Below are 18,784 nucleotides of genomic sequence, written 5' to 3'. Positions count from 1 at the left end.
CCGAAGGCGGCATCGAACTCGGTGAAGTGCTCGCGGGTGAGCGGGGTGCGTTTGCCGAACTGCGGCATGTTGGCACGGAGGTCATAGACCCAGACTTCCTTGGTATTTCCCTTGTCGGTGTGGCCACGGGTGAAGAAGAGGACATTGGTCTTCACGCCCTGAGCGTAGAAGATGCCGGTGGGGAGGCGGAGGATGGTGTGCAGGTTGCACTTGTCCATGAGGTCGCGGCGGATGTCTTTGCCGACGCCGGACTCGAAGAGGACATTGTCCGGCAGGACGACGGCGGCGCGTCCGCCGGGGGTGAGGCCACGGTAGATGTGCTGGACGAAGCAGAACTGCTTGTTGCTGGTGGGAAAGGTGAAGTCCGTGCGGGTGGGCAGGCCGCCGCCTTTCTTGGTGCCGAAGGGCGGATTGGTGAGCGTGAGGGTGGCCTTGGGCAGGGTGGTGCCGTCGTCGGACAGGGTATCGCCATAGCTGATGCCGCCCTCGATGCCGTGGAGCATGAGGTTCATCATGGCGAGGCGGTGGGTGTCCTGCACATGCTCCATGCCGTAAAAGGTGCGGCTTTGATATTTCTTCTGCTGGGCCTCGGTGAGGCTGTCGAATTCGTTGTGCTCGCGCAGGTAGTGATTGGCCGCGATGAGGAAGCCGCCGGTGCCGGCGGCGGGGTCTTGGATGACGTCCTCCAGCGTGGGCTGCATCACGGTGACCATGCTGTCGATGAGCTGGCGCGGGGTGAAGTACTGGCCTGCGCCGGATTTTTTCTCGTTGGCGTTCTTTTCCAGCAGGCCTTCGTAGAGATCGCCCAGCCCTTCCTGCCGCGCGGAGTACCAGTCGAGCTTGCCGATGTCGGTGACGAGGGTGGAGAGGGTGGTGGCTTTCTTGATGAAGGAGGAGGCGTTGGCGAAGATCTCCTGCACGAGCTTGGACCCGTGGCTGCCGAGGTGGATGAGGGTGAGCTTGTAGAACTCCAAACGCTCCGGGGCGCTCTTGGCGATGAGGTCGGCCCAGCGGTGCCCTGCGGGGATCTGGTCCTCGGTGCCAGTCTCCTCAGCCATCTTGAGGAAGAGGATGTAGGTGAGTTCGGTGACGTACTGGTGGTAGGTCACGCCGTCGTCCTTGAGGACGTTGCAGAGGTTCCAAAGCTTGGCGACGATGTCGGGGGTCATGAGGGGAAATTATGAATTATGAAGGATGAATTATGAAAGGGGGAGGCAGGCAGGTGAATGGGATGTTGGGGCGGCATTCGTGCTGAGAAGATGAATGATGAAAAGGGAATGCAGGTAGTCAGAGGATTCTGTTTTCATCATTCATCCTTCATCTTTCATCCTTCATCTTTGTCTCGCTTGGCGTTTTTGGAGATCGTGGTGAGGATGGCGAGGAGTTGGTTGGCTTCGTCTTGGAGAGAGGCGAGTTTTGAAGGGGGGACGATGCTGCTTTCGGTGAGGAGTTCCAGCCAGTAGCTTGTTTCGTCGAGTTCCTTCAAACAGTCGCCGATTTTGGCGATGAATTCGGCTTTGGAGCGGGAGCGGTGGGCTTCGCGGAAGTTGGCTCCGACGGAGGTGCCTGAGCGGAGGACTTGTTTTCCCAGGACGCGGGCCTCCTCGGTCTTCGGCAAAGCCACAAACATGCGAATGGCCCGCAGGGCAAACGCCTTGGTACGCTCCCTCAAATCAAACGGCGGCTCCGTCTCAGCTTCATCCTTCATAATTCATCCTTCATCCTTCATCCTTATGCCGCAGGCTGCCAGAGGGTGTCGTTGAAGTTTTCGAGGACTTGCTGGAGCTGGCCGTCGAAGAGTCTATTCAGGCGGTTGAAGCCGCCGCCTTCTCTTTTGAAGATCAGCACCGGGTCATCCAGTGCGGCGCGGTCCACCAGAAGATTCGCTTTGGTCTGGGAGGCGAGTTTCTTGAGCCACTCGCGCTGCGGGGTGCTCCAGGCGCGGGAGGCGAGCATCTTTTGCAGAGCGCTATCGACCCGCTGGTCGTAGGGCACGAGGGCATCTCCCAGCGCGGCCTGACGGATGTAGCCGATGATTTTGGCAGCGATCTCCTGATTGGTCGTTTCCCGGTAGGCGGTGGCGAGGTTGGTTTCAGAGAAGCCTGCCTTGTCGAGTTCATATTGGAGCTCACGCAACTGCTGGCGGGTGAGCTCACGCGGACGGGTGACGACGGTGAGGAGGGCGGGCAGTTTGTTGCCCATGGTTTTGATGAACTGACGGAACTCGTTGAGGAAGTCCTCGGGCTTCGTGGCTTTGCCATAGCCACGGTCCGCAGAGACGAATGCATCCGTATGATTGGAGATGAACACCGGGACGGAGGGGCCGTCATTCTTGCGGTCGAGGATTTCACCCAGGTCCTGGCGTTCGACGAACCACTTGGCCAACTGATCGAGGGGGACCTGATGCAGGTGCTTCACAAACTCCTCCGGGGTCATGCCGGCGCGGGCTTCGAAGTCGTGCATGGCCCTCTCGGTGAGGTGGCGCTTCTTACGCTGGAACTTGGCGAGCAACTGATCGCGCACGAGGGTGCGTGCTTCGTCGGTGGTGACGGTGGTGAGTTCCTTGGCGAGCTGAGTGAAGCTGATGCCGGGATCAACCACGACGGGCTTCATGGCGGTGATGTCCTGCAGGGCCTCGTAGATGCGCACGGCATCGTAGATGCGGAAGGTCTCCTTGCCGATGTCGTCGCACTGGCGGGTGGCGCGGCCGAGCATCTGATCAAACAGGATGCGGCTGTTCACCCGACGGAGGAAGACGATATTGCAAATCTCCGGCACATCAATGCCGGTGGTGAGGAGATCGACCGTGACGGCGATGACGGGATTGCGCTCGTTTTTGTAACGGCGGATGAGGTGGAGGGGCTTGTCGGCTGCGCCAGTAATCTTGATGACAGCGTCGTCGTCCACGCTGCCCCAGAGCTTCTTGAACGCGGTCTTCAAGAGATCAACGACGAGGTCTGCATGGGCATCCGTAGCGCAGAAGACGAGCGTTTTCTGGCGTGAGGTGGGATCGAGCTCCTTGGCGAGGTAGTCGCAAACGACTTCATTGAACGGCTTGGTGATGACGCGCCGGTTGAAATTTTCGATCTCGATTTTGATCTCGTCGGGGGCTTTGAAGAGTTCGATCTGGCCTTCCTTGTTTTTGTAAACCTCCACATCCTGGCCTTTCTGCCAGACGATGCCGCTCTCCGAGAGCTCGGTCTTGATGATGAAAGGCGGCTCGTGGTCGATGAGATGGCCGTCGATGACCGCATCACGGTAGCTGTAGGTGTAGATGGGCGGGCCGAAGATGTCGGTGGTGTGCAGCGCCGGCGTGGCGGTGAGGCCGATCTTCACGGCGTCGAAGTAGTCGAGCACACGGCGGTATTTGGAGATGTAGTCCTCGAAGCCACGGAAACTCATCTCGGTGTCTGAGAGCTCGCGGTCGAGCAGGTAGCCACGGTGACACTCATCGACGATGATGCAGTCGTATTGATCGACGGAGGGGGGCGTGGAGCCCTCTGAGGGGAAGAGGACGCGCTTCACCATGCCCTGGATGGTGGCGATGTGGACGGCGGTCTCGGTGTCCGGGGAGGCCTCGTCGAGTTCCTTGATACCGAAGGTGTGCGCAAAGGAGCGAGAACTTTCCATGCGCGTGTCCTTGAACGCATTTGCCGCCTGCTCGCCGAGCGCGGAGCGGTCCACGAGGAAGAGGATGCGGCGGAAGCGCTTCGTCTTCAGGAGGCGGTAAATGAGGGCGATGCAGGTCTTGGTCTTGCCGGTGCCGGTGGCCATGGCGAGCAGGAGGGCGCGCAGGCCTCTGGCAATGCCCGCCTCGGTGGCGAGGATGGCCCGCTGCTGGTAGTCGCGCACCGTGAAGCCGTAGTCGAAGGTCTCGGTGGCGAGCTGGGCATGGGCGGCGGCTTCATCGCGCTTGAGCAGGGCGGTGAGGCCCTCGGGCGAATACCAGCCGTCCAGGGCGTGGCCGAGGTTGTCGGGCCGGCGAATGTCGCGAAACCAGATGCCGCTCTCGGTTTCGATCTGGCGCAGGTAGGGGCGGCCATTGGCGGAGAAGATGAAGGGCAGGCGGAATTCGCTCTTTGCACCCCAGTTCGTGGCGTGCATCTCGGTTTCCTCCGTGGCGGTGAAGCCGCGTGCATAGCGGGCCGCCTGCTGGAGGGAGGCGGAGACGTTCACGTTTTTACGCTTGGCCTCCACGGTGGCCATGGGAGTGAGGCCGACGAATAGGATGTAGTCCGCCGGGCCGGTGCCGGTGGGCCATTCGGCAATGGCCAAGTTTTTGCCCTTTTTGGGGCGGGTGCCCTTGGAAAAGCGGAGGTTTTCGGTATCCACCTCCCACCCGGCGAGGCGGAGCTGGCTGTCGATGAGCTTGCGCGTGGCGGCCTCGTCAAGCTGAACGTGCTTTGCCGCCTCATTGGAGGCTGATACAAGCGCCGCAACGGCGGCGGCGGGCTGAGTGACGGTTTCGGCCTGCTGTGAGGCTAGGCGAGCCTGGAGGGCATTCTTTTCCGCCTCCACCTCGGCGGCCATTTGCTCCCAGAAGGACTGCTCGGTCTTGGCGGCCTTGAGCTGGGCCTCGGTGCTGGCCAAAAGTTGCTCCTTTTCCTGATGGGCAGACTGGTAGGTGGCAAGGGCCTGCGTGAGCGAATCTAGCTCGGCGCGGAGTTCGTCGGTTTCATCCGCCGGCGGCTGGGGAGGGATGAAGGGGCCGGATTTGAACTTGGGGTCTTTGAAGGTGCGATGAAACCAGACCCCGATCTGCCAGGCCAGCTTCATTGTGGTCAGGGCGGTGCGGTGATCCCCCGAAAGCGCATGATTGGCGGCATTCCCGCTGCGGCGTACTTCGCCGAAGATCTGCCACATCTCTCGTGGGAGGATGCCCTGATCCCGCAAGCGTCCGAGGAGTTCGTACTGGCCCTCCTCAGGCCGGTCCAGCAGCCCAACGTGACTGGCGACCGCCTGCGCCAGCACCTCGGCGAGCTGGCGGAGCTTGAGCAGGCAGGTGTTTGGATCTTCCGCGAAATAGCGCTCTGCCAGCATGCCCAGCCTGAGGAGCTGTGCATCGTGCTCCTGAAGGTGGGTGAAGTTGCTGCGAAGGGCGGGTGCGGGCATTCGGTAATTTCCTTGAGTGGTAATGCTAACAAAGCTGAGGGTCGTAGGTATGGCAAGGAAATCGAGCCCGTGCAGGGATCTGCAAGCCCCCTTCCCCGTGACTCAGAAAAATGGTAGGCTTTATGGTTTCCTCCCCAAAAATGTGGCACTCGCCTCGCGCGCCCGCGCACGTGTGAGCGCCCGCATGAGCCCCCACTTTTTTCACGGATAAGCCAGGATCTCCTCGGTGACGCCCCCTTCGCCGCGCTGAATCATGGCGCAAACACAAAGAGGCAACAGCCACAGCACACGCATTGTAAAACACCTCCTTCCATGGTATCCTCAGCATAGCTCTATGGAACCCGAACCAAAGACCTTCCTCGCCTCACCCAAAACCATGGGCGCGATCATGGCCGCCTCGCGCAACGGTATCTCGAAAGAGAGATGGGCTACTGTGCACAAGCGCTGCAAAGCCAATCAGTTGCGGATGTTCGGCTCCAGTCAGCCATGCTCGCCGACAGGGCCAGAGACCAAGGCCTCCGCCTGACCGCTCTCCCGGCTGACTATCAGCCAGGCAGTGAAGCAGATGAAGGACAGATGGAGCACCACGTCTGGAAAACACCAGACGACAAGCGCGTCGTCAAACTCACCCGCGTCGGCCAGTTCGGACTCTGGCCTGTGGCTCAGGGCAATGGCTGGGACCTGCGCGCCAAAGACAGCACCCCGCTGCGCTACCTCGCCCGCTTCAATCTCGCCAACACCACCTTTAACGACGACACCGTCCTCCACGGTATTCTGGCCCAGCGCGGCAGTCCTCACATTCAGATTCTCACCAGCCAGCCGGCCTACGATGGAGACATCCTCGGCACACAAGGCAAGGACAAAGACCACCTCGACGTCTTCATCGGCCCCGATCCCGACTCCCAGTCTGTCCTCATCATCAACCAGGGCAAACTCCCCTCCGATTCCGCCCCCACATCTCCCATCTCCCATCTCCCATCTGCGCCACGCAGCAGCGTCTTCGACGAGCACAAAATCATGCTCGGCTTCCCCACCCCCATCGCCGCCCTGCGCGGCTACCTCGCCTCCTACTCCCCCGGCTGGAAAGGCCTGCAATCCGCCGTCCCCACCACCGTTGCCGCCCTCAAAGCCTGGATCGCCTCCGGCAATACCACCACCCCCGTCACCCGCTCCCAGTTCCAGCAGCTCGAACAAAACGAACTGCCCCTTTCTGCCGCCGCCCGCAAAGTAAACCCCGCCGCCGCAGACATGTCCGATCAAAGCGCCTTTCTCGCCAAGGCAGCCAGGGCAGGATCGCTTGTCCTACCGGATGCATCAGACGAAGCCGCCGTTGCCGCTCTCCTCGGTCAAAACCCTACCCTCTACCATTATTTAGCCGCCCAATGGCGAGTCTCCCATGCCCGCGATAACAACGGAAACTTCGTGCAAACCACCGCTGCGCATGCTATATTCAACACGCTCTATGGAAAAAACCGCTCCTTACTCAAGCTTGATGACGCCGGAACTCGCGCCCGCCGCTTTACTGCCGAAGCAGCCCGTCACACCCGAGGAGACCTTCGCTCAGGCGAAACGGAACCAGACACGCCCTCGTCCGAACTCCAGCGCGCCGAAAAAGCCCGCTTGATCGCTTGGGCGCGAGACGCCCACCTCCTGCTCCACCGCCTCCCAGAAGAATGGACGCCCTTCTCCACCACCGATGTCGGCAACATGGAGCATCATGTCTTCATCGCGGGGAATCGCATGGTCAAAATCACCCAGGAAAACCAGTATGGACTCTGGCCCGTCCCTCATTTGGCGGAGTTTGACCTGCGCAATTCTGCCAGCACCCCCGCACGTTACCTCCAGCGACTGCAGACCACCAATGAAGTGTTGGGAGACGACATCATTCTCCATGGCATCCTCACAGATCGGCAGGGGATGCTCCAGATCATCACCAGCCAGCCCCTCTATCAGGGCCAGCTAGCCAATGCCGAATGGGCCTCATTGCCCGAAGAATCACCCGTGGAGCAGCGCAACGCCATCTTCCATGCCGGAGTGGCCCCTGTTCGCGCCGCCATGGCCGCCCAAGGCTTCCAGCCCGCTGGCCATGACAATCGCACCTACTACCGCCCGGCAGACAACACCGCCATTTTCGACGCCCATCTCAGCAATCTCATGTGGGTGGACACCGATCCCGCCGTCCGCCTCCTGATCCCCTTCGACGTCACCGTCATGAACCCCACCGGTCGCCTGCGGGAATATTTTCAATCATCCACTGCCCCTCTTTCGGCCAATCCCTCACCCTCCGACTCCGAAATCCAGCCTCCAACCTCCAGCCTCGAGAATCCCCCCCTCCCCGCAGCCCTTCGTGTTCCTCATCCCCTTGCACTTCCGCGTTCCAGTGATACTCTCTCCGTAGATGCTCAGCTCCGCAGCCCATCCCATATCCTTGCCAGCCTCTACCCAGACGCTGCCAAGTCCGCGCTTCACCCCGGAGCAGATGATCGGGCAGATCGGCCACAGCGCGGGAAACCTCGGCCGTCAGTCGGGGGTCGTCCCGGAGATTTTACCCACCTTCTGGACTGGGCCAGAAAGCACGGTCGCATCTTCAGTCCTCAAGCGTTTCAACTAACGACCGATCCCGCGCGTATACTCGCCGGCGGCGAGCACCTCGTTTACGCTCACCAGTTCAACGGACGCCTCTACAAGGCCCTCGGCTCCGCCGGCCAGGCGCTCGTCACCGGACTCGGCAAAACCGCCATGCCCCCCCCCTTCGCCGCCGAGTTCCTCCGCCTCGCCTTGCTCCTGCGTGACGGAGGCCTCATCATCATGGATGATGAGACCCTGATGCCCCAAACAACTTCAAAATAGCATACCTCTCGCGCACGCCCGCGCGAGCGGACCCTGTTGAGCAGCTCCTTGTGCTTCGGGCCGTTGGATACCTCTCGCGCACGCCCGCGCGAGCGGACCCCTATTTGACCGGACAGAATGCCCCCGAACGAATTTGGATTTGATGATCTCTCACAGGGGCTCAGGAAATTGCACCATGCTATTTAGCGATGGTTTTCTGTACGATTCCCAAATGGTAACCAGTAGGGTCAAGCGGGGGATAAATTGCGTCGCTGAGGGGGTAAACAAAGGGGTCAAAGGGGTCAACCGTGCGCAGCTTTGACCAGACAAGTGCCGTGAAGACATGGACCGCGAAAAAGGACGCTGTTTTGGTTTTCCGTTTTTATGGGTCGGAAACTCGCTGTTTCCTCAGAGTTTCCATGGCAGTTTCCACGGCTAAGAAGAGAAAACAGCTAAAGTTTCCATCAAGTTTCCATGACGGTTTCCAAGAGGAGCGGGAGTTTCCAAGTTTCCACGCCTATAGTGTTGAATTGGAAACTCGTCCTCAAGCGTCCACAATATCACGGCCCATTAAGCGTACTGACGGCGTGGGTGGTGAGAGCTTATAGCCGCTGCGTACGATGCGACCCTCGTTGACCGCCTTGGTGGCCCATTTGCTGATGGTACCTTTGGGCTTATTCATCAATTCTGCTATCTCCGCCTGAATTTCCACACCTTCGAAGACATGCCGAATGAAGGTTTCATACGCGTTGACCTCTGCCATTTCGCAGTGGATGCCAACCTCACCCTGTTCCGAGGTGGTGAAATGCCAAAGCAGATCCGGCATGGAGTCAGCAGTGTTACGGCTGCATTTTGCAAAATGGCTGATGAACCTCGCCCCAGGCTCGTCGTCATTCTTGGCGTCACGCAGCTCGATGATCCATGAGCAGGCATCTTCGCGCTTCGAGTGGCCGCGCATCAGTCCATTGCGGCCTGCGTGGTGAATCACAATCACGGTGATCTTGCGACGACGCAGCTCCAACAGCCAGGTCGCGATGGGCTCATAGTCCTCGCCCTTGTTCTCTGCAATGCCGGCAGCCAAGGAGCTGAGATTGTCCAGCACGATACAACTAAAATTCTGTTTCAGAAGCAACTTGGTGATGGCCTCACGATGGGGCTGCAGACCGATGTTCAGACTGCTTTCCAAGCGCTCGAAGACCATCTCATGGTGCAGGTAAGTCACATCTCCTTCACCCAGCTTGAGGCCACGAGAGCGGGTCTGGGTGAGCTCCAGCGGCATCTCACCATCCACATAAAGAACGCGCATGGCCTGACCATGGCCTTCCCATTTGCCCAACGCTTTGCCCTTGGAAATGGCGGAGGGCAAAGCCATGCCCAACCAGGTCTTGCCCACACCACGTGGGGCAAAGATGTAGCCCAGATCAGCCTCACACAGCCAGCGATCTAACAAGCGCTGACGAGGCGGCAGAGACTGAGATTCCAGTTCTGCCGCAGTCACAAGGCAAGCAGCAAGATCAAGCGGGGGTGGCCCGCTGGCCGGTGGGACGGCTTGAGAGGAAGATTCAGGAATAGGGAAAGGCTTGATGCCAGACCGAAGCTGGTCCGCACTGGTGATGAGTCCGGCATTCACTGCATCATCAATGTCTTTGGGAATGCTTGTGCTCATTGGATGGGGCGGATTTGAAGTTGGAGGGAAATGGATTGGAGGCTTTTGGCGAGGCGTGCGGTGGCCTGCTGGCCAGCAGCATCATTGTCCGGGCAGAAGATTATTTGGCGGCAGCGCAGGCGGTCGAGTTCCTGCATGCTGAGCTGGTAACTGGCCGATGGCAGGGCGCAAACAGCCTCGTGGGTGCTGCGATCTTCGCCGATGCCCAAGTCCATAAGACGCAAGGCGTCGGGCTCGCCCTCGGTGATCCACACGATAGCTGTTTCGTCGGTGATGGCGTCCAAACGCCAAAGGCTCTGCACATTCATACCCTCCCCCTTGAGCCAGCGGAAATTTTTTCCACTACCACTGGTAGGGAAGCGCACCTTCACGCCGGCGGGATAAAGAAAGCATAGCGCCTCGTCCGGGCAAACCACATCCGGCTTCTTCAGTGCTGGACCAAACCGCGCCCAACCAAGGCAGAGATCCAGTGCAGCGTTCCTCACCGTCAAATCCTTCCACTGGCGGGCGGCGGCGAGTTCGTGGCAACGTTGCACCGAGTCTGCCAGCGTTCTCGCCAGGGTATGAACCATGGACACTTGTCGCGGGGTTGGACGCGGCAATGGGGTTTCCTGCGGCTTTGGACGAGGCAGGGAATGACTGGGCGCAAAGGATGGCTGGCAGTCTGCTTGACGCTGCTGCGGCAGTCCTACGAGTTCCAGGATGCGTTTCGAGTGTTCCCGGTCTTGCTGGTAGGCGGCACAGGCGAAGTTCCCATTGTCAAAAATGGCGAGATTATCGCCGGCGGTGTCACTGCCAATTTCGTGGCATGCCGGGCAACGTGCGATGAGTTTACCGCCACGTTCGCGAAGGCGGTCAAGTTTTTGCAGATCAATTTTCATGTGCGCAATTGTTCGTTGCGCCGGAATGCAGTTCACCTAACCTTATGCACTGCCAAGTGCACTGCCGGGTGGGCGAAAGCTCCCCGGCTTTGTTATGCCTGGGCATCGCGCTCGACGCGTTCAACCTCGGTGATGGCGAAGCGAACGCCGCGTCCGAGAAACGAGACTTTGAGTTTACCCGCCTTGCGCCAACGGCGCAGTGTCATCGAAGTGACTTTCCAGCGGATGGCCAGATCGGCGGTTGTGAGGAAGGGCGAGGGTTGTGTGCTGTCGGCATGTTGTTTCATAGCGACGCCGAATATTCTCTCAATTCCCTTCAGGTCACCAGAAGTCCTACTGCACGATTTTGCACGGAAATCGTGCATGCACTTCTATGACGAGGAAAATGGAACCTTTTGAGGGAGCCTCTCGAGTCCCGCCTCTTTCAAGATTTTAGGCCATGCTCTGTCGCTAATAGTGAGAAATGGATGTGCCTTCTCTAATTTAGCTCGCAGGGCAGCTTTAGTAGGGAGGGCCTCAAGGCCTTCAAAAAGATTTGTCGCCTCTTCTATAGCCAATAGCGGGGCAGATTTTGCTACCTGCGATGTGTTCTTGAACAACGGTTTGTTTCCATGGGAAACTGGCTCTTCATGGGCGAAGGCATCTATTGCCTTCCCTAGATCACGCTTTAAAGCACGTGCACTTGCTATTTTCTCCACTTTGCTCCCTTGGCCTAACAACTTAAATCGTGGGGCTAGATTTCGTTGAATGATCTCAAAGACAATTGATACCGGCAGTATCTTGTAAAACAGGCTCATGGCGGCTTTATGGATTTCGATCGCGTTAAGTCTGCCACGTTGATCGATTTCAGGATCTGGAATGTCTCCCAGCTTCGGAAGCACGTGTCGGGGAATTAATAAATCGGCATAAAGCAAAGCTTGAAATGCCTCAACGATTGAGGCGAGGCCCTCTCTGTTTGAATCAATTCCTTCTGATAATCGCGAACTCCGAGTTTGAAGTTTTTCCTCCAAAACAGCCTTAACTTTGCCATTGGCATGCTTGTATAATCGGAATAATCCTGGCTCAATCCTGTGCAGTTTCCAATGCTGTAAGGCTTTCAGCGCCTCGGCATATTCCATGGCAAGCGCCTTTTTTTGGGGATCATTTTCGGTGTTTGCTGAGTTGTGGGCTGCTTGAATGAGTGCAGGTATCTTACATAAATCTAATCTGAGCATTTGCTCCGCAGCAGCTTCAATTTTGCTAGCTCTTTCCGCCGAACCTAACGGTGAATTAGTTAACGATGAGTGTTCGGTCTTCATCTTTTTGACGCTTCTTTAATGAATGCAGCCGGTGCTGATGGAAGGCAAAAATCTCCCGCTATTACATTGACCTTAGGCGGAGCGAGGAGAGCGCCAAGACCAACGGTGACTCGGTCTTTTTGCGCAGCATAGTGTTGTGCAGTAATCCCAACGTCAGCATGTCGGAGGAATCGAGAGGCGGCGAAAAGCCCGGCTTTTTGGCAGATGAGGGAGCCAGCTTCCTTGCGTAGGGTATGAAGTGGCTTATGCCCCTGTACTCCACGATCGCGAAGCCAGCCCAGGAGACGTTGGAACGTGTCATTGGCGCGGTATTCCTGCCTCTTGAGCAGAGGCTTGGGAGCCCCTCCCGCGAGCACGTACTCCGCCTGCGGTTCCTTGGCTCGCAACCCACGAAGAATAGCGGTAACCTCACTGTCGATGGGAACTTCACCAAGGCTGGTTTCGGATTTGGCGGAAAAGTAGGCGTGGGTCTCGATGCGCACGAGTCCACGCTCAAAATCAATGGACTCCCATCGGAGCTTGTCGGCCTCACTCCGGCGCAGGCCGGCGAATAGGCAGAGAATGAAGGCCTTGAAGGCCTCTCGATCCACACATGCAAGCTCCGAACTCGCCTCAGCCAAAATCTTCTCAAGATTCATGGTGCTGACGTAGCGCATGCTCTGACGCGCGTAGAACTCAACACCGTCAAACGGAAGTGGCGATGGAAGCGTGAGTCGAGAGGAGATGAATCGAAGTATGCGCTTAGCGAAGAGTGATTTTGCAGAGCGCAGCGTGGTATTGGCTGTGATTCGAGCAGCGCGGGCCTTGGTTTCATCGCCGGCCGTACGAGTGGCAACAAAGGCGAGCTTCCAGGCTTCCACGGCGGCAGGGGTGATTTTCTCTAGAGGCACGGCATCGATGGAGGCAAGCCAAGTAGCCCGCTCTTCACTCACTCGTGCGTAACGGCCCTTGGTGGCATCAATCTTCATCACTGCGGCCACGATTCGCCGGAAAGCCGCCACATTGCCCGCCAGCGTAGCTGGACGCACGTCGGCAAGTGAGGACACCTCCCGGATCAAATCGCCTGTCAAAGCGCCCCTGATGGGCTTTTCGTCCGGTTTGTGCTTGGCAAGTGCAGCCTCCCACCCCAGAGCGACGACATCACCATAGATTTTAGCAGCCTTCGCGGCGGCGGTTGACTTATTCTTGGTTCGAAGTGGAAACGACTCACGCCTCCCATGGACCTGAACCTTGCAGGTAAAAGCGCTACCCCAGCGAGGGTCTGAAATCAGCTTTCCAGGTTGAAGCCAATAACGAGTGTCCGCCTTACCCAGGGTCTTTTTAGCCGAATTGTCCTCGGACACTTCTCGGACACTATTTTCGTTTACCCTTGAGCTTAAATGTTTTCTCTTTTTAGCTTCATTTGAAGCTGTAGGCCTTGTTTCATCTGGTGTCGAAGCGCTCATAAAGTAATATAGACTAACATGCAGAAACATGCAAGCAATAGACTCTTAATCAATTTGTCGTAGGTTCGAATCCTACCGGGGGCACCATCCATGGGATGGTTGGCTGGGTTTCAGAACTCGGCGTTCACCACCGGCCGCACGCTCTTAAATGCTTCGGCATACTTGGCCCCGCAGGCCAGCCCCCGATAGCGGGCCAGCACGCTCTTGGTCTCCATAGCGGCATCCGTTTTGGTCGGGTCATAGTCTTCTTTGCGCACGTAGGCCATCAGCCGGCCCAGCCACTCTCTCGCCGCAGGCCATTCGGAGGAAACATCGACATAGGTGTCCGGCTCGTAGCCGATGGTGTGACCCGGCCCGTTGTCATACCAAAAGACGCGTGAGGGCGTCTTCACCTCCTCGCGCCCGAGCAGTCGCGCTGGCTGATACAAAGCAGCGTGGCAGATGGCGCTGGCGGCCTCGTGGTCCGGATGGCGGTCACGCGGCCAGAGCATGAAGGCGGTGTCGGGCTTCACATCAGCCACGACTTCAGCCACAGCGCGCTTGGTTTCGAGCGTCGGCTCAAAACCGAGGCTCTTGTAAGGTAGGAATCGCATCTCGATGCCACGCTCGGCGGCAAGTTGCTTCGAGAGTTCCAGCAGGCCCTGCTCCCGCCCTTTGACCGGCGGCCAGTTCGTGTAGTCCCCAATTAGACTGAGGATGACCACTCGCTGATGTTTCTGCACCGCGCGCAGCAGCGTGCCAGAGATGCCGAAGGGACAATCGTCGTAATGTGCGCCGATGGCAAGAATGCTGCGTGTCATCGGACAAAATGCACAGAGGTTCTCATGAGAGCAAGCGAGACGGTAGTGATGATTGCGGGGCAGTCATATCACTTCATTTGCCGATATAGGTAAAATTGAAGTCAATATCCTAGTATTACTTTTTATACAATTTAAATTTACATCTAAATTACATATTAATAATTGCACAAATGAGTCGCAAGGATCATATACGATAACTACATCTGAGCAAAAGCACACTCATTAAATTTTCCATACACGCTTGAGCTATGATTGACGGGCCGCAACTCTTTGGATCACTCGCCTTGGCAAGCCATCGCAATGGCTCGCCAATCAAACTGCCGCGAGCACAAGACGAAGTGGCCATGCTGGCCTTTGATCAGCAGAACAGCCGTTTGGTGGAACTCCATATTTTCACTGGGAAAGCCGCTCCAGTTCTCAACCAAAGTCAGCCCCCTGCCCCTCTCAGACGCTGGGTCAAGCCAGTGAGCTGGCAGTCACGCCGCAAGTGGACCGCATCTCGGCCTGGCAGGCCCAAGCACACGGCTGGACGCCGACAAACGTCAAACTCACGGGTTCACGCCAAGTGCCTCCACCGGTTTTACGAGCCTACGACGCATGTGGCACTGGCCGAAGTGAAACCGGAAATCGTCAATGACGACCAGCAACTACACACTTGTGAACTGCTGCGTGGTGCCGCTGCCGTGCGCAGTCATTCCTTCATGACGATACTCGAAGTCGGCATGGATGACGGGCTTGCTTATTACGTCACCAACCTCAATGACGGTGAGTTCGTCCAAGAATATATCCAAAGGCGCGGAGCCCTGCCCACCGTGACATCACTCGCCCTGGTTCACCAGCTTCTCCAAGACCTAGGGAAAGCCGAGGGTCAGGTACAACTGCTTTCCACCATGAGTCTGGATCGGCTGCTGGTCAGCTCCCAGGAGGAGGAGTATTTGCAGCTCCGTCTGTTTGACTACGGGCTGTCACAGCCAAGATCTGACGCCTCCAGCCAGAACAGTTCCCGCCTCGTGGATGAAGCCTGCCGACTGCTTTTTCTGCTGATGACCGGGCAGGCCTATTCAGGTGGGAATCCGGACGACTTCGGCGTCATTGCCGAACTGCCAGCGAGTCTGCGTTTCACCATCAAATCGGTCCTGACCCGCCGCCCGGCAGATTTTTCGATCTCAATCAAGGCTCTGCGTGACGAAGTCCGGGAGGCGATTTGTTCCTACGTCACCCTGGTTCAGGCGCGCAATCCCAAGATGCTGCTGGTCGCAGACCCTTCCACGCTGCCCATCTCCCACCTGCAGACTTTATTGTTGGGAGAAATCCCGCTGAAAACCCTGTTTGGCACAAGTTTCGAGATCCAAAACCCCGAGCTTGCGGGCAGCCGCCCTTTCACGATTTCAGCCGTCAACGTGTCCGCTAAACAGCCCGTCACCCTGCACCTGCTGCCCCCCGAACGGATCGTCCATCAGTCTAACTTCATCGCGCTTCCCCCACAGGTGTGGCGTCAGGATCCCGCCAAGCAGATCAATCTCCTGCACATGATGGGGCTCTGGAAAGGCCCTGACTGGGCCTTTCTCTCCGAGGTACATGAGCCGGGCATGTCGCTCAGCGCTCTGATGGCGAAACGCGGCACGCTCAACCCCGGCGAAGTCATCACTCTGCTGAGACAGATCCATGCCGGTTTGGAACAGGCGTCTGAAACCGGGGTCCATCGGTTGGACTTGGACCCGACCAATATTCAGCTCTGCGTCGGCTATGACGGCCCCGTCCTCCCCCGTGATCTTGATCGCCTGCATCAGAAGCGGTTGGACGCCTGGCCAAAATTTGTGGTGAAAGTTCGCCTGCATAAGACGATGCGCAGCTTGTGCAAGCCTCGGCTGATCGACCTGAGCCCATGGAAATACAACTCAGATGACGATGCGACCGGGCTCGCCGCCCGTGAAGAGCGTCATCGCACCTTCATCTGCCTCGCCGCCTATCTTCTCACGGGGACAGGTCAAATGCGGGAGATTGCCGAGTTTCCCTCCAGTATGCCTGAAATGGCGGCGGGTTACCTTCATGAATGCCTGCAGCGCGTGCTGAGCGGGAACACCATCCCCTATCCACCCGACTTCACGGAGAAGCTCTCCCACCTCCTGACCGCAGCCAGCGCCGAATTGGACTCAATCGAGGACCCACTTGTCTCGCAAGAAATGGAAAGCGCAGGTTTCGTCTCTGATTTTGAGGAAGACCGGCCCCCGGTAGAGGCACCCGCAGATCACGCAAAAAAAACTCTCCGCCTGGCTCCAGTCAGCACCGACCTCAAGTCGCTCGACTTCCATCGTCCCTCCCCGCCCCGCTTAAAATCCCCATGGATGGCCTTAGCGGCTACAGCAATGCTTTTGGGAACCTTGGCTTGGATGATCTTTGCCGACATGCCTGAAGGCAACTCCTTGGCGCTCACCCCAACCCCTAGATCACGGACACAAGATACAGCGCAATTGCAGAAAGAGATCGTCGAGACCAAGCCAAAACCAGCAGCCATTCCGCACTCTCAGACACTGCCCCAGCCCATCATTCACAAAATCTCCGTGATGGCGGATGTTTCGATGCCAGTGGCTTCCAAACCAGAAGACTCTGTACCATCCATGCTTGGAAATGTCACCCCCGGGGAGAATCAACCCGCTGAAAAGATGACCTCAGCCAGCATGCCGGAACCTCAACTTCTAGCGTCGGAAAATGCGGCGATCAGCATGCCAGCATCCGAGGCTGCCCCCGTAATCCGCCGCGCCATCATCACGGATGTCATAGCTGAGAAGCCCTCCTTGCCCGACCTCCCACCCAAGGAGATTGCCACACATCTCCCAGTTCCGTCCCCCGCCCCGGCAGCACCTTTAGCATCGGCGCCAATCGTAGCGGCCGTCGAACCGCCGAAACAAGTCGCGGAATTGCAGGAAGTCACCATACGCCACGCGATCGTCATTAGCCCCGAAGAAATCAGCGAGACCCTTCGTGCAAATACCAAAGCACGGAAGAAGAGGTCAAGCAGACGGTGAGTGCTCAGAGGGGTGGTTAACATAGCAGGCTCATCTGCGGGAGAGTTTCATTCATCGGTTGCAAGCAACGACGTGCTTCAGCACCCTCACGAGGGCGCTTGTAACGGAAGCGCCTCAAGTTCCAACCCGAACAGATCATTCAGTGACTGAGCTATGAAACATCACACCGCAGGAATTCCCCGGCAGCTTTGCAGACACTTTTTCCTCGCGGCCTTCGCCGCCATAACGGCAATCGCAGCGCCCCCGGAGCCCACGGACCGCCTTGCAGCAGTCAGGCACCTTCAAATCGATGCCGGAAAAATCGTGCTCGTAGAAGAAAGCAGGGTCACCGCAGACAAAAACTTACCGCCGCATACGGTGGTGAAGATCGTTCTCAATCCAGGCAAGAATTCCAACATCAATGTGGAAGTCTGCCTGCCTGAAGCAGCAATGTGGAACAAGCGCTTCATCGGTCTCGGCAACGGCGGCGCCGCCGGTCGCATCAATTCGGGAGGCCTCCTAGGCTACATGGCCCGTGGTTACGCCGTGGCCACCACCGACATGGGCACTTCCCCAAACTCGGACTCCGGCATTGGCAAACCGGACGTCTGGAAGGATTTCGGCTTTCGCGCCACCCACCTCATGACCGTCTCCGCCAAGCAGGTCATCCAGGCTTACTACGGCCTCGCTCCCGAATACTCCTACTTCAACGGCGGCTCCACCGGGGGCCAGCAGGCCCTTCAGGAAGCCCAGCGGTACCCCGAAGATTACGACGGCATCGTCGCCAATGTCCCCGCCCACTGCCGCACTCCGCTGCACGCTTATTTCCTGTGGAACGAGCAGATCTTCCATCAATGCCCTTTCTCCAACACGCAGGAGGAAAATGTGATCGCCGCCGGCAATGAGTACATGGCCTCACGCGAAATCCCCCAAACCGCAGGCAAGATGGTCTCCGACCCACGCTGCACCGATAAAGACATTGAGGCCGTGATTGCGCTGGCAATGAAGAAAGATCCGACACTGACGGACAAGCACGCCACCGCTCTGCAAAAGCTCTTCAGCGGCCCAAAACACGCCATCACCGGCGAGCGCATCTTCGACGGCATTCCCTTCGGCAGCTCCTTCAAGATCGCCCACGGCCATCTCTATCTTTTTCAATGGGTCTTCGGCAAGGACAAAGACCTGCAGAGCCTCGATTTCGGCAAAGACATCGACACTTACACCGCTGCGCTTGGCCCCTATCTCAATGCTGAAAATCCTGATCTCACAGCTTTCGAAAAACGCGGTGGGAAACTCATCATGATCTCCGGCTCGGCCGACTCCTGCGTGCCCTACCATGCATCACTCGATTACTACGAGCGCGTCATCGAGCACTTTGGCTCCCTGGAAAAAGCGGCCTCGTTTTGCAAATTTTACATCGTTCCCGGCATGAGCCATGGTCCCGGTCCCGGCATCAACAAACTGCCCGACATGCTCGCCCTCGTCATGAACTGGCGCGAAAAAGGCGAGACCCCGCACACGCTCAGCACGCAACGCATCGTGGACGGCAAAACCGAACTCGACATGCCACTCTACCCCTATCCGGAAAAGACGGGCTGGGACTCTACCGGCGGATTCAAGCCTGTGGTCGGACCTCGCGGTGGCGTGGAGCGCGTCGCCGAAAGCTTCAGGCCGCAAGCGGCGGAGTGAGTGAGTGAAGTCTTCACGCATGGTCAAGACTCAAGCCTTGACCTCTTGACGCTTGCTAA

The 18,784-nt window shown here is 57.9% G+C and carries 12 protein-coding genes; 3 read left to right on the top strand and 9 right to left on the bottom strand.

Annotated features, from left to right (window positions below):
* The 3 genes from PSV43_RS15220 to hsdR all read right to left on the bottom strand — a co-directional run.
* Nucleotides 1-1,169 (bottom strand): N-6 DNA methylase (locus tag PSV43_RS15220; RefSeq protein ID WP_300198971.1); only part of this gene is annotated, 1,169 nt, incomplete at its 3' end.
* A 155-nt stretch (nucleotides 1,170-1,324) separates the two neighbouring features.
* On the bottom strand, nucleotides 1,325-1,708 hold the full coding sequence (locus PSV43_RS15215; protein ID WP_300198967.1) for a four helix bundle protein: 384 nt from the start codon (nucleotides 1,706-1,708) through the stop codon (nucleotides 1,325-1,327).
* 23 nt (nucleotides 1,709-1,731) lie between these two features.
* Nucleotides 1,732-5,112, bottom strand: coding sequence for a type I restriction-modification system endonuclease (gene hsdR, locus PSV43_RS15210; RefSeq protein WP_300198964.1), 3,381 nt, complete (start codon nucleotides 5,110-5,112; stop codon nucleotides 1,732-1,734).
* Between the two features lie 486 nt (nucleotides 5,113-5,598).
* On the opposite strand from hsdR, the gene PSV43_RS15205 reads away from it, so the two are divergent.
* Nucleotides 5,599-7,962, top strand: coding sequence for a hypothetical protein (locus PSV43_RS15205; RefSeq protein WP_300198961.1), 2,364 nt, complete (start codon nucleotides 5,599-5,601; stop codon nucleotides 7,960-7,962).
* A 523-nt stretch (nucleotides 7,963-8,485) separates the two neighbouring features.
* On the opposite strand, the gene PSV43_RS15200 is transcribed toward PSV43_RS15205, so the two are convergent.
* The 6 genes from PSV43_RS15200 to PSV43_RS15175 form a co-directional block, all read right to left on the bottom strand.
* Entirely contained in the window at nucleotides 8,486-9,607 is a 1,122-nt protein-coding gene (locus tag PSV43_RS15200) for an AAA family ATPase (RefSeq protein WP_300198958.1), read from the bottom strand.
* Nucleotides 9,604-10,488 carry a toprim domain-containing protein gene (locus PSV43_RS15195; protein WP_300198955.1) on the bottom strand — a complete coding sequence of 295 codons (885 nt, stop codon included), beginning with the start codon at nucleotides 10,486-10,488 and terminating at the stop codon, nucleotides 9,604-9,606. Before PSV43_RS15195 ends, PSV43_RS15200 begins: the two co-directional genes overlap by 4 nt.
* Nucleotides 10,489-10,580: 92 nt before the next feature.
* Nucleotides 10,581-10,775 (bottom strand): helix-turn-helix domain-containing protein, encoded by a 195-nt coding sequence (locus PSV43_RS15190; RefSeq protein ID WP_300198952.1) that lies wholly within the window; start codon nucleotides 10,773-10,775, stop codon nucleotides 10,581-10,583.
* A gap of 84 nt (nucleotides 10,776-10,859) precedes the next feature.
* On the bottom strand, nucleotides 10,860-11,786 hold the full coding sequence (locus tag PSV43_RS15185) for a hypothetical protein (RefSeq protein ID WP_300198949.1): 927 nt from the start codon (nucleotides 11,784-11,786) through the stop codon (nucleotides 10,860-10,862).
* Nucleotides 11,783-13,231: a tyrosine-type recombinase/integrase gene (locus PSV43_RS15180; RefSeq protein ID WP_300198946.1), complete on the bottom strand. Its 1,449-nt coding sequence runs from the start codon at nucleotides 13,229-13,231 to the stop codon at nucleotides 11,783-11,785. Before PSV43_RS15180 ends, PSV43_RS15185 begins: the two co-directional genes overlap by 4 nt.
* A gap of 110 nt (nucleotides 13,232-13,341) precedes the next feature.
* A complete protein-coding gene (locus tag PSV43_RS15175; RefSeq protein ID WP_300198943.1) occupies nucleotides 13,342-14,031 on the bottom strand; it encodes a PIG-L family deacetylase in 690 nt (229 codons plus the stop codon).
* 599 nt (nucleotides 14,032-14,630) lie between these two features.
* On the opposite strand from PSV43_RS15175, the gene PSV43_RS15170 reads away from it, so the two are divergent.
* Together PSV43_RS15170 and PSV43_RS15165 are read left to right on the top strand one after the other, a co-directional pair.
* A complete protein-coding gene (locus PSV43_RS15170) occupies nucleotides 14,631-17,057 on the top strand; it encodes a hypothetical protein (protein ID WP_300198941.1) in 2,427 nt (808 codons plus the stop codon).
* 153 nt (nucleotides 17,058-17,210) lie between these two features.
* Nucleotides 17,211-18,725 (top strand): tannase/feruloyl esterase family alpha/beta hydrolase, encoded by a 1,515-nt coding sequence (locus PSV43_RS15165; protein WP_300198939.1) that lies wholly within the window; start codon nucleotides 17,211-17,213, stop codon nucleotides 18,723-18,725.
* The last annotated feature ends 59 nt before the right edge of the window (nucleotides 18,726-18,784 follow it).

It is taken from the genome of Prosthecobacter sp. (genome assembly GCF_029946185.1).
GTDB lineage: Bacteria > Verrucomicrobiota > Verrucomicrobiia > Verrucomicrobiales > Verrucomicrobiaceae > Prosthecobacter.
This window is presented reverse-complemented; position numbering and strand designations above follow the sequence as displayed.

Coding starts and splice junctions, on each gene's coding strand:
- PSV43_RS15190 (WP_300198952.1), bottom strand. CDS start 10,775: ATGAAACAACATGCCGACAGCACACAACCCTCGCCCTTCCTCACAACC.
- PSV43_RS15165 (WP_300198939.1), top strand. CDS start 17,211: ATGAAACATCACACCGCAGGAATTCCCCGGCAGCTTTGCAGACACTTT.
- hsdR (WP_300198964.1), bottom strand. CDS start 5,112: ATGCCCGCACCCGCCCTTCGCAGCAACTTCACCCACCTTCAGGAGCAC.
- PSV43_RS15195 (WP_300198955.1), bottom strand. CDS start 10,488: ATGAAAATTGATCTGCAAAAACTTGACCGCCTTCGCGAACGTGGCGGT.
- PSV43_RS15180 (WP_300198946.1), bottom strand. CDS start 13,231: ATGAGCGCTTCGACACCAGATGAAACAAGGCCTACAGCTTCAAATGAA.
- PSV43_RS15215 (WP_300198967.1), bottom strand. CDS start 1,708: ATGAAGGATGAAGCTGAGACGGAGCCGCCGTTTGATTTGAGGGAGCGT.
- PSV43_RS15185 (WP_300198949.1), bottom strand. CDS start 11,786: ATGAAGACCGAACACTCATCGTTAACTAATTCACCGTTAGGTTCGGCG.
- PSV43_RS15200 (WP_300198958.1), bottom strand. CDS start 9,607: ATGAGCACAAGCATTCCCAAAGACATTGATGATGCAGTGAATGCCGGA.
- PSV43_RS15175 (WP_300198943.1), bottom strand. CDS start 14,031: ATGACACGCAGCATTCTTGCCATCGGCGCACATTACGACGATTGTCCC.
- PSV43_RS15205 (WP_300198961.1), top strand. CDS start 5,599: ATGCTCGCCGACAGGGCCAGAGACCAAGGCCTCCGCCTGACCGCTCTC.